At 39.3% G+C, this 11,671-nt stretch carries 9 protein-coding genes; 4 read left to right on the top strand and 5 right to left on the bottom strand.

Annotated elements, in window-relative coordinates:
- Positions 1–701, top strand: a 701-nt coding sequence (locus tag ACTXGO_RS05235; protein WP_443573574.1) for a glycerol-3-phosphate dehydrogenase C-terminal domain-containing protein, incomplete at its 5' end; no start/stop codon positions are given.
- A gap of 50 nt (positions 702–751) precedes the next feature.
- Positions 752–2,317: an FGGY-family carbohydrate kinase gene (locus tag ACTXGO_RS05240; RefSeq protein WP_443573576.1), complete on the top strand. Its 1,566-nt coding sequence runs from the start codon at positions 752–754 to the stop codon at positions 2,315–2,317.
- A gap of 368 nt (positions 2,318–2,685) precedes the next feature.
- On the opposite strand, the gene ACTXGO_RS05245 is transcribed toward ACTXGO_RS05240, so the two are convergent.
- The 4 genes from ACTXGO_RS05245 to ACTXGO_RS05260 are packed head-to-tail and all read right to left on the bottom strand — an operon-like array spanning position 2,686 to position 8,750.
- A complete protein-coding gene (locus tag ACTXGO_RS05245; RefSeq protein WP_443573578.1) occupies positions 2,686–3,660 on the bottom strand; it encodes a protein NO VEIN domain-containing protein in 975 nt (324 codons plus the stop codon).
- Entirely contained in the window at positions 3,635–5,626 is a 1,992-nt protein-coding gene (locus ACTXGO_RS05250; RefSeq protein WP_443573579.1) for a DEAD/DEAH box helicase, read from the bottom strand. Before ACTXGO_RS05250 ends, ACTXGO_RS05245 begins: the two co-directional genes overlap by 26 nt.
- Positions 5,626–7,041: a hypothetical protein gene (locus ACTXGO_RS05255; protein ID WP_443573581.1), complete on the bottom strand. Its 1,416-nt coding sequence runs from the start codon at positions 7,039–7,041 to the stop codon at positions 5,626–5,628. Before ACTXGO_RS05255 ends, ACTXGO_RS05250 begins: the two co-directional genes overlap by 1 nt.
- Positions 7,042–7,043: 2 nt before the next feature.
- Positions 7,044–8,750 carry a DNA cytosine methyltransferase gene (locus tag ACTXGO_RS05260; protein ID WP_443573583.1) on the bottom strand — a complete coding sequence of 569 codons (1,707 nt, stop codon included), beginning with the start codon at positions 8,748–8,750 and terminating at the stop codon, positions 7,044–7,046.
- 425 nt (positions 8,751–9,175) lie between these two features.
- Here ACTXGO_RS05260 and ACTXGO_RS05265 point away from each other — a divergent pair, with 425 nt between their 5' ends.
- Positions 9,176–9,382: a hypothetical protein gene (locus ACTXGO_RS05265; RefSeq protein WP_443573585.1), complete on the top strand. Its 207-nt coding sequence runs from the start codon at positions 9,176–9,178 to the stop codon at positions 9,380–9,382.
- Positions 9,383–9,384: 2 nt separating this feature from the next.
- Here ACTXGO_RS05265 and ACTXGO_RS05270 read toward each other — a convergent pair whose 3' ends face one another.
- Positions 9,385–10,548: a MalY/PatB family protein gene (locus ACTXGO_RS05270; RefSeq protein ID WP_443573587.1), complete on the bottom strand. Its 1,164-nt coding sequence runs from the start codon at positions 10,546–10,548 to the stop codon at positions 9,385–9,387.
- Positions 10,549–10,808: 260 nt separating this feature from the next.
- Here ACTXGO_RS05270 and ACTXGO_RS05275 point away from each other — a divergent pair, with 260 nt between their 5' ends.
- On the top strand, positions 10,809–11,633 hold the full coding sequence (locus ACTXGO_RS05275; RefSeq protein ID WP_443573589.1) for a hypothetical protein: 825 nt from the start codon (positions 10,809–10,811) through the stop codon (positions 11,631–11,633).
- The last annotated feature ends 38 nt before the right edge of the window (positions 11,634–11,671 follow it).

An 11,671-nucleotide genomic window follows, 5' to 3' on the forward strand; every position in this document is an offset into this window, starting at 1 on the left:
AAGAAGTCGATTATCTATTAGACGCGACCAATGGATTGTTTGATGATACGGACTTAAACCGCGAAGACGTTATCAGCTCATGGGCAGGCGTACGTCCGCTAATCTCTGATGGCGGTGACGGCAAGCGCGTTAGCCCTAGTAAAGAGAAGCGCGATCATAGCGTTTGGCTCGATAACAATCTGGTGACCGTCAGTGGCGGCAAGCTGACTACCTTTCGCCTAATTGCCCTTGATGTGCTTGAGAAGTGTCAAAAGGTACTCGCGCTTGATGAATCTGCTATTCAAAACCAAACGATAAATGGCGATCAGGTCTTTAGTAATCCTATGCCGACCCATCCCAAATTCGCCACTTTGCCAAAACCTCTACAACAGCGTTTGCAAGGGTTCTATGGTCTACAGCTCGATAAATTACTAGAGCTAGCGCATGACGATGATCTCGCTTATGTCACCGATAGCAACACCATTTGGGCGGAGATTCGCTTTGCCGCGCACTACGAGCAGGTTATTCATTTAGATGATTTATTGTTAAGACGCACGCGCTTAGGCTTAATCCTACCGCATGGCGCGATGACACCGCTGATCAGCGCGAGGCTCAAGCAAATTTGCCAAAATGAGCTAGGCTGGGATGAGCAAAAATGGCAACAAGAAGTCGCTCGCTATATCGATTTATGGCAGCGTTATTATCACTTGCCTGCGGCTTAGTGCTTTTTATAACTCAAAAATTTTATATCTCTACATAGTTAAGGACAACTATGACCACCCCTAACGACCCGATCTATTTCTTAGCGATCGACAACGGTACCCAAAGCGTCCGCGCGCTTATCTTTGATCAATTCGGCAGCGAGATCGCCAAAGCCCGCGTACCTATCGAGCCGTATTTCTCCGAGCAGCCCAATTACGCCGAGCAGCACGCCGACTACTATTGGCAAAAGCTAACCGAGGCCTGTCAGCAACTTTGGCAAAGCTGCGAGATTAGACCTGAACAAATCGCTGGCGTCAGTCTCGCCACCCAGCGCTATACTATGATCTGCCTTGATAAAGACATGCAGCCGCTACGCCCTGCTATCGTTTGGATGGATTTGCGCCGCGCTGAAACTCATGACATTGGTTTTTTAAACCCACTCACCAAAATCATCGGCATGGGCGAGCTGGTCAAAGACGCCCAGCAAAAAGCCCGCTGTAATTGGCTCGCGCAAAACGAGCCTGAGACTTGGGCAAAGACCGCGCACTACGTCAACCTCTCCGCCTACCTCACTTATCAGCTTACCGATGAACTTATCGACTCAAACGGTCACGCAGTCGGCTACCTGCCTTATGACTACAAAGCGCAAAAGTGGCTCAAACCCAAAGACCTCAAATGGCGACTGTTTAGCTGTACCCCCAAGCAAATGCCCAAAATCGTCCCACCTAGCCAAACCCTCGGTCACATCAGCGCCAAAGCTGCCGAGGCCACAGGCATCCCACAAGGCACGCCAATGATTGCCGCCGCCAGTGACAAAGCCTGCGAAGCCCTAGGCGCAGCAGGTCTGGCCGCCGATACCGCGTGTCTTAGTTTTGGCACCACCGCCACTATCAATACCATCTCCCCTGATTACGTCGAGATTCTCAAGCATATGCCCGCCTACACCGCCGCCGCCCCGCACTACTACAACTTTGAGTACATGATTTATCGCGGCTTTTGGATGGTCAGCTGGTTCAAAGAACAATTCGCCCACTACGAGCAACAACTTGCCAAAACCCAAGGCATCGACACCGAAAAGCTCCTCGATGCCGCCGTCAAAGACATTCCAGCAGGCTGTATGGGACTCATCATGCAGCCCTATTGGTCACCGGGCGTCCGTCATCCGGGGCTTGAGGGCAAAGGCGCACTCATCGGTTTTGGCGATGTGCACACCCGCGCGCACGTCTATCGCGCTATCTTAGAAGGGCTGGCTTACGAGCTTAAACTCGGCTTTGACACTATCGAGAAACGCACGGGCAAACCCATCAAACACCTGCGGGTCTCAGGCGGCGGCTCCCAAAGCGACTCCGCCATGCAGCTCACCGCCGACATCTTTGCCATGCCCGCCTACCGCCCGCACACTTATGAAGCCACTGGCCTCGGCGCTGCCATCAACTGCGCGGTGGGTCTCGGCGTCTATCCCGACCACGCCGTAGCCAGTGACGCCATGACCCATTTAGGCGACGAATTCGTCCCTATTGAAGCCAACGTGCAACTCTATAAGCGCCTGTATAACGAGGTCTATCTCAAGATGTACGAGCGCCTAAAACCCTTATACCAAAGCATTCAAGACATCACAGGATATCCTGCCAAGTAGTCTGGACGAGTTTGAAGTGTAGAAGTATTGGAAGTGGTCAAAAGGCGGGAGTATTGTGGCTGATAATATTGGGGAGCTAATCGCGCCTTCTGCTTGTATCTGTACCCCTAAGCGTGGCGGGCACTAACGGCTGATGGCATTCCTGTATTCTCGATACTACCCTCAGCCAAGTGCCCGCAACCCGCTTAGTCGCACAGGATACCGCGTCAGTCACGGCTAAAACGCGCCGCAAAGCGACTATTGTTAGTTAATTTAAGATAATTCTAAGACAAAGAAATCTTAGGGTGGGATAGCGTTGTCAAATTCTCGAAGAGAATGACAACAAGGCGTAACCCACAATCAAAATTAAGGACAGTAAACTTAACGGGTTAAGCTTGAGAAAACTTGTAAGTTTTCTCTTCAGTCATCTTCCAATTCGGATTAGAGAAAATGTTGGCATAAGGGTCTTGTATTATTATAGGTTCGTAACCTTGTTGATCTATATATTTACGATTAACTAAGTATAGCCAATATTTTTTTCCAATCTCTCCAGCAGTTTTGTACTCATTCTCTGATAAATAGAAATATGGTTTATCACCATAAAAAGATTTTACCTCAATAAACCTGTTAAAGCGTAAATCACCTACAAAGTTATAAGAAGTAATATCATAGCCTTTATTTACAGTATGTGATGAAGTCCAATCTGGTTTCTTTAAATTAAATAATCTTGCGCATTCAAAATTATAGACAAATAACTCAGCTTCATGACCATATTTATTTCTATCTTCCATAGATTTTTCGAACTCACTGACTGATATCCTTCTCTTTTTCTTACTTATTTCAGGTAAGATAGAGACATTCAATAAGATGAGATATTTACTTTCTACGTTGTAAAATCGTGATTCATTTTCTTCATCGCATGTCAGGAAACCAAAATCTAATAGAAAATATTTTACATTAGAATATTTAAACTTAAATACAGTGTTCTTCATAATTAATTTTCTAGAATCATGAGTAAAACTAAAATTATCAGGATTAAATATTTCGGAATAGTAGTCACTATTGTTAATCTTAAGAAAAAAATTAGTGAGGATAAAACTCTCTAGGTTTTCACTACTTACATAAGAACTATAGAATCCTTTATCTACACTTATAAAACCCTTATCTTCTACCAATACATTAATCTTAATTGCAAACTCTACTGCTCCTCTAAAGCCTCTTCTACCATCAATTGTTTTACCATAAAAATATTTGTTGACTACTTCCTTTGTTATTGGGTTTTTGTGCTTCGAAATAAACTTTAAGAGTGTACTATAAAAATTAGGAGTACCAAAATGCTCATATCTTCTTAGATCTTTCAGCATAATTTTTCATTAGTCCTTTAATAATATCTGATTCATCATCGTCATCAATTAGTCTAAACAGTGGAATGTCATCGTTAATAATACTCTCCATTCTCTCGATTTTGATTTCTAATTTTTCATGTATTACTTCATCAATAGAATCCACAGCAATAATATAATAATAATTTGTAATCTGATTGGGGTTTAAGCCTACACGATGAATTCTATCTTTAGATTGAATAAAGTTAGAGCAGTTATAATCTCTTTCAAGGTATATAGCATTGTGACATCCTTTGTGTAGGGATATTGACTCTGCTACAGAAAATGGATTAGCAATTACTATACTAAAATCACGATTGCTAGAACTATTAAATAATTCAATAGTTTTCTCTCTATCATCTTGCGGTATTTCACCTATCAAAAGTCTATTCTTATAACCATTAGAGGTTAAGTACTCACTAAGTTTCTTAGCATTATCAACGAAAATAGTCCAGATTATACATTTCTCTTTTCTATCAAAAACTTCATTCTTTATAATATTCAAGGTTTCGACAAACTTTATAGGTATTTCATCACTCGAATAATTCTTAATCTTCCAAAAAAATTCTGTATCATCAATATATTCATTTTCATCAGTTAGAAATATAGTCTTAGAGTCGGATGAACCAATTGAGATATGATCTCCTAGAGACTCTATGAGAGGTTTGGCAAGTAAAGAAGGGTTTGTAGCAGCTTGTCTTAACCTTATAAGCTTTGCTTTGTTAATTACATCCTTAACCGTTCCAGAAGAGCTTCCCTTAAAATGACTAATGTACTTAGATTCAATAAAATCATATATTTCTCTTTGATAGGGCGACATATCAATACGGTAGAGAGCTTCTTCGATTGGTGGTAATTTTAAGTCGTCCTTCTTTATACGTATAAAAAATGGTGATATATTTTTCTTTAATTTATCAATTCTATTAGAAGACTCTAGTTTATTACTAGTTGTAAGATTCTCTAAATTTGGATAACTAAAACCTAGCACTTCTTTATATTTGTAGGGATAAATAAATTTAAATATGTTAAACAAGTCTTGATAGCCATTGGGAACTGGAGTACCAGTTAGGGCAACACGCGCTACTGCTTTCTCAGAAACTTTAACCACACTTTTCCCCCAAACACCATTAGGATTTTTTATCTTGTGCGCTTCGTCAACTACTAGCATAGTTTTATTTCTACTAAGAAAGTCAACTAAATCATCCCTAAATTTATCAACTCCTCCATGATATATTAAAGTAAGTTCACTAGGTCTAGCAGAATATAGGTGCTCAAGCTTACCCTCGTTTAGAACTTCAGCATTACCAGACAACCTAAAGGATTTCGGTTCGACTCCAAAACATTCTAAATATTCAGTCTCCCACGGCCTGAAAGATGAGATGGGACCTATGATAACAATATTATCAACATGCCTATCGTCATCATGTGGAAGATTTTTTAAGTATGCGTAAGCAGCATAGACAATCGATGTTTTACCAGAACCAGGAACTGAGAAGTTACAAGAGTTTTGCGCGAAAGTCATATGGAATGCTGATAATAACTGCAATTCATACAAAGTACGTTCTAGTTTTATACTAATCACATTCTGAAATTCACGAAAATTCTCAATCAGACCTTCATCATTTTCAAATTCATTATTTCTTATTGACTTTGCTTTTAATGCAAACTTCCTAAAGTTCTTAATTTCATTTTCGTAGAAAACTAGTTCATTATTTTGACCAGATAAAACCTCACACTCTATATTATTCTTCTTAAATAATCGTTTAAGCTGCTCCAATGTTTCAATTTCTCTACCTTCTTGATATGATATAAAGATAGAGGTACTATTTGATACAAAATCCAGTCTTTTTAGTGTCATTTTAATTCTATCGTTAGACAAGATACTATCTATCTCACCTTTGATTATGAATCCAAGATTCCGAGTGTCTATTTCTATTGTGTAATTCATTATAAATTCTTAAGTAATTGATAATTTATTTTTTGAATTTTTATAGCTTCGTTCTTCACATTTTCAATATCAGAATCATTAATATCATCTATGTTTATAGAATTTAGTAAATTAACCACTTGAGAAAGCACAAAGTGGGGGGACTTATCTGTTAGCGAATCGAATATCTTATCTCCTAATTCCTTAACTAACTCTTGTACTTCGGGTTTTGAAAACGAATTATGATTAGTTTTAATTGCATCGAAAGTTTGTGATGCTTTTTTTATAAGCTTTTCAGGCTCATTAGAAGCTTTATTATATCCAAGCATATCTTTGTGATTATTCAAATTTTCAATAAATTCACTTTCATCACTATTCAGTTTTGAACTTTCAAAAAACTCACTATCTCTTGCATCTAAATGACTATGCAAGTTATTGGAATTAGAGTTTATGCTAGTTTCTTTGGGTAACTTACTTTTGATAGAAAAGTGCTTGTCACTAAAACTTTTCCATACATTTTCGTATCCAAAAAAATGTTTCTCTCTATTACCTTCAGCAAGATAACGAAACTCCTTACCATCAAACTCTTTTTTAAATCTAAGGTAGTCGAATGAAATCAGTTTAAGGTCATCTACATCATCATTTGAATACCCATCAAAAGATCTCTTGCTTTCTTCTCCGTAAAAATTTTTTAGCCATTTTGTCAACGATAAAAACTGATCTTCACGTCCATCTAGTTGTGTGTATATACCGTCATACTCTAAATACTCTAAATACTCATCCATAACTTCCATAGTATTTAAATATTTTTCTATTTCACCTAAAGGTTCATTCATCCATTCTGCTATAAGTTGTTTCGCCTCTTGATCTTTATAGTTATCAATCAACCTGTCATATATTTGCTTAGCTTTGAGATATTTCTCAGTTGAGTTGTATCCTAGCTTTTCATCTTCGCCCATCTGATAAGTGGTTTCAAGCTTTTCTATTTGAACTGGTTCCTCTTCTAAAGTTACCATTAGGACTATAGCTTTGAAGTATCCTGTTCTATCTATCCGATTGAGCAACATAGCTCTACGATTACCATCGATAATTACACCATCTTTGGTTATTATTCCGACCTTCTGCTGACCAAACTCTTTTAAACTCTCTTGAGTTTTTCTATTGCGATCGGGTTTAGATTGCCAAAGTAAATCTTCTATTAAATTTCTCCCATTTTCATCCTCTACATTAATTAGTTTATTTTGTTTTTCTAAAGACTTAGTTCTACTAAGTATTCTGCCGTTGTACTTGTTATATACGAGATATTCCAATGGGATTTTATAAACTTTAAATGTTTGCAACCCTCCTTCCCACATAATTTCTTGACTTAATAGAGTTTCTGTAGAAGCCCTATTCATTATCTCTTCAATTTTTTCAAGTCTAGTTTCTTGATTCATAGTTAATCCTTATTAGACAAAGTTGTTATCTTGTTTATTGCGTAAAGAGCAAATAACTGTACAACAGGCACGGCTTTCTTCTCAGTAAATATAACTAAATCATCTTGAATATAGGTTTTATTAGAACCTATGTTTTGATATATCAACTTTGCAACTTCATCTACAAGCTTTTCTGGCTGCCAGTAACGCTCAATTGGAGATTGGTTTTCATACATTTTCTGCATTATTACTTTGTTCGCCACTCTAGGTACCAAATACTCATCTACTTTTTTAATAAATTCAGAACCTTTATCGATTTTTTTAATCACAGTTATAATATTTTCAAAATAATTATCATCAATTTTTTGTATAGGAAACCCTTTTCCAGTTCCATACTGTATAGAAGTGAACCATTTATTTAGAGTTTTACTACTACTCTCTATATCATAATTCGAGAGTGTAACGGTAAGATTCCCATCTTTCATTGGATGTCTTCTGAAGCGAGCGCCCTTTTTCTTTATAGGAGGTGAATTAAACTCTTTTTTATTATATTTATTTAGATTATTGACACCTTCCAAATTTGGTGTCTTTATGAGTACCATATCTTTCAGTTTGCTAAGTCTATAAGACTCTAAGACAGTTATAGCTAATGCTCGACTTACTGCGCAACAGACTGCGTTACCCACTAAACGCCACTTAGCACTTTCACTACCTATGAACTGAAATGTGATTGGAAAGCCCATTATAATTGCTGCCTCACGCACAGTTGGTAATCTATACTCACCATCACCCTCACGTTCTAATTCAGTTTTATATATCATTGACTCTCTAGAGTTTGCTATTTTAGTCGCTATGACTGTTCTACTTGGATTATCTATATTTTCAGGGAATGACATCTTTCCCATATATGGATGATTTTGCTTATAGTATTTTGATGCCATCCATTCAACTTTGTATATTCCTGTATCATAGAAGTGATCAGTAACCTGATACTGCGGAATAAATATATTGTAATTTACATCTTTAACAATTTCAGAAGACTTTTCTTTGAATGGATTAGGAAAATAATCTTTTATCTTTCTAAGAGTTTTGTATTTAGGAAGTTCACTTTTACTTTTTGAATCTGCATGAGTCTTAGTAGGTATAATTAAAGACCTCTTATTAATTACTTCTCCTGAGATGAGTCTTTTCCTAGCTTGAATAGCTCCGTAATCTGCAGAGTTTATTATTGCGGCATTATCATTTAAGTTAATAGCTATACTGCTAGGCTTAATGCCTTGATTAATAGCCCATGACGTCAAGCCTAAATCATCAAAAGTATATGAGTCATTTAAATATTTTTTTGAATTAATAACATTTTCCATAAACCATGCTTTCAAGACAGAATTTTTCTGATGCTTTTTGACAGCCACAATCTTTAAAAAAGTCTCTGTTAGTCTTACTCCAAGAGACTTGTCAGCTTGACCTGATTTATTTGAACTTGAGAAGCTTACACAAGGAGGGCTACCTATAATAATATTAGTGTTCGGCAGTTCCTCTATCTTTTTGTCGCTTTCACTAAAATCTAGTATATCTTGTAATGCACAAGATAAGCCAAAGTTGTGATTATATGTATCAATAGCAGGTTGCCAATTGTCATAACCACAGACTAACTCGAAGCCCATCTGTCTGAAACCTTCTGAAAAGCCACCAGCTCCACAGAAAAAATCTATAACTGTTAGATTACTCATACTTTTAATTATTAATACCTTTAATTTATAATAAGACTGACACAAATGTAGAAAATTTATCGTCACAAAACTTTCTTATATTATGGACTTTAATCTTTGTCGTCAATGAAATATTAGCGTTATTCTTGAGCTCCATATCATAATAAAGAATTAAAGCTAAATATTATTATTTATACATTACCGTTTTAAGAATTTTGTCTTTACCTCTCCAAAAACCTAGCTTAACAGCGCTCAACCATCGTCATGACTCGCTCGTACTCTTCGCCATTTAAAATCGTTTAAATAGCTAATATAAGCCTATAAGCGATGTTTTCTTATCCTTACAATAGTAGCAGCTACTATAAACCGTCTAGCATTTAGACTACTATCTGTATAAACTTAATTTCACTATTAGCATCTATATTTGAACTTCTAGGATCATGACCATGCGTAACATCCCTATCTCAATCGCTATATCCTGCTTACTACTAAATGCTTGTACTACAACCAAACCCTTAGAATACCGAACTTCAGCTACGCAAAGCAAATACTATAATCCTAACTGCGCCCGTGCAGCTGTACCTGCTACTAATGATCCAAATGAGCCTTTTGGTCATCTGATATATGAAGATCCTTTATGTAAGAATTATTAGGATTAATCATCACCCCTAAACGCCGCATAAACCCGATTTAACCCCTCACGCAGTAGCGCCTCAGGACAAGCCACATTAATACGCATTTTTAGATGTCCCTCGCGACCGTATTTAATACCAGAATTTAGCTCAACTTTCGCCGCGCGCAGTTTGTCATACAGCGCCTGATCATCTTGCGCATACGCTGAGCAATCGAGCCAAATTAAATACGACGCCTCAGGACGCATGACCTTGATGTCAGGCAGATGACCTGCTAAGAAGTCTAGCGTAATCTCGATATTGTTTTCGATATAAGCTATCACCTGTTCAAGCCACTCTCCGCCATGTTCATAAGCACTTTGCATCACCGTATAGGCAAATAAATTTAGCTCATATTCATCGTTCAAATTTTGCTGCTGGCTGATTTTTTTCAGTAATGTCTCATCTTTGGCAAAGATCATCGAGCCTTTGATACCCGCTACATTAAATGTTTTAGTCATGGAGGTCAGGCTGACGACGTTATGCGCGTAACCTGCTGCTTCTGCTAGCTTTAACAAAGGCGTAAACGTATGACCACTCAACGTTAAATCTTGATGAATCTCATCACTGACAATCGCTACATTGTGCTTTTTACACAGCGTCAGTAGCGCCTCAAGCTCGCTCTTTGTCCAAACGCGCCCGCCCGGATTGTGCGGATTGCATAATAAATACAGCTTTACTTTATGCTCAACTATCTTGGCTTCAATATCGGCTAGATTAAGTTCATATTTACCATCTATTTCTTTTAGCGCCGACATCACCAGCGTACGATTATTTTGCTTCACCTTGGTCATAAACGGCGTATAGATGGGATCATTGACCAGTACCGTATCGCCTACTTCGGTGAATATCTGCATCATCAGCGCGAGGCTTGGCACCACGCCCGGCGAAAATAAGATGTTATCCTGTGTCAAATCCAAGCCATAACGATTGCTATGCCAGTTGATAATCGCATCATACAAAGCGTCGGTAGGTTTGGTATAACCCAAGATGCCGTGATTAATCACACGCTGCACACTATCTAAGATAGGCGTGGCTGTTTTAAAGTCCATATCGGCGACCCATAGCGGAATGGTGTCATCGCTATAGTGCCATTTGAGTGATCCCGTCCCGCGTCTATCGATTATCTCATCAAAATTATATGGCATGAGCATTCTCCTTTATATCAGTGAATAGCGAGTGTGTTTTTGAGCTATAACCGCTCATTCGTCAGCTTAAACAACCTTTGAGAGTTTAACACTATCATTACTTGCATGATGCGCCAGAATTAGTGTTACATTACTGTGGCGGACTCTATATCTCATCAGTTTATCGATGCCAGAGTACGCTGATAGTGTACTCCCCTTAAGTTCCTAATATACAAACCACTACCCAAGCTGATACAGCTTTATTAAAAGGATTTAAAATTATGAAAATGGAATTTTCACGACAGTCAGTACTCAAAATGAGCGTGCTTACTTTAGCAATTGCAAGCGTCGCTGCTTGCTCCAATATGACAACCGCCGCCGAGGCTCAACCGATGGCTGCCGGTGCTACTAGCAGTACGGCCCTCATTTTGGGCAATAGCGCCATGTCTACTGGCACGAACGACACCGTTGCTATCGGTAATATGGCGAACGCTGGTCTTAATTCAGCGACAGCTGTCGGCGGTCAAGCCAACGCCGCAGGTCTCGGATCTACCTCTATCGGTTGGCAATCAAAAGCCACTGCCGAACGCGCACAAGCCTTTGGTCATCTCGCTAATGCAAGCGGCGTACGCGCGACCGCTGTCGGTGAAGCGGCTATGGCGGGCGGTACCAACGATACGGTCGCTGTCGGTAACAAAGCCAATGCAGCTCTAAACTCAGCAACGGCTGTCGGCGGTGAAGCCAATGCCGCAGGTCTGGGTTCAACCTCTATCGGTTGGCAGTCCAAAGCCACCGCCGAGCGCGCGCAAGCTTTTGGTCATATCGCCAATGCTAGTGGCGTACGTTCAACCGCCGTCGGTGAGGCGGCCGCCGCACAAGGGGCTAATTCGGTAGCCGTAGGCAATAAATCTATGGCAGGCGGCATCAACAGCATCGCTATCGGTAATGGCGCAATGGCAGCAGGCAACAACCAAGTCGTCCTAGGTAGCGCCGGACAAGTACAATCGAGCACCGCATCACAGTCGGGTACGGTCAGAATAGTGACTATCGATGACAACGGCACGTTAGGCACGATGCTGGTTGACTACTACAAATCCGCTCGTTAAACCATCACTGGATAATATTGGCACAGCTGTAAATCAGA

Source organism: Psychrobacter sp. T6-1 (assembly GCF_052258445.1).

Bases quoted from the DNA above. Each gene is read 5' to 3' on its own strand.
- ACTXGO_RS05255 (WP_443573581.1), bottom strand. From the start codon at position 7,041: ATGAATCAAGAAACTAGACTTGAAAAAATTGAAGAGATAATGAATAGG.
- ACTXGO_RS05250 (WP_443573579.1), bottom strand. From the start codon at position 5,626: ATGAATTACACAATAGAAATAGACACTCGGAATCTTGGATTCATAATC.
- ACTXGO_RS05275 (WP_443573589.1), top strand. From the start codon at position 10,809: ATGAAAATGGAATTTTCACGACAGTCAGTACTCAAAATGAGCGTGCTT.
- ACTXGO_RS05245 (WP_443573578.1), bottom strand. From the start codon at position 3,660: ATGCTGAAAGATCTAAGAAGATATGAGCATTTTGGTACTCCTAATTTT.
- ACTXGO_RS05260 (WP_443573583.1), bottom strand. From the start codon at position 8,750: ATGAGTAATCTAACAGTTATAGATTTTTTCTGTGGAGCTGGTGGCTTT.
- ACTXGO_RS05240 (WP_443573576.1), top strand. From the start codon at position 752: ATGACCACCCCTAACGACCCGATCTATTTCTTAGCGATCGACAACGGT.
- ACTXGO_RS05270 (WP_443573587.1), bottom strand. From the start codon at position 10,548: ATGCCATATAATTTTGATGAGATAATCGATAGACGCGGGACGGGATCA.
- ACTXGO_RS05265 (WP_443573585.1), top strand. From the start codon at position 9,176: ATGCGTAACATCCCTATCTCAATCGCTATATCCTGCTTACTACTAAAT.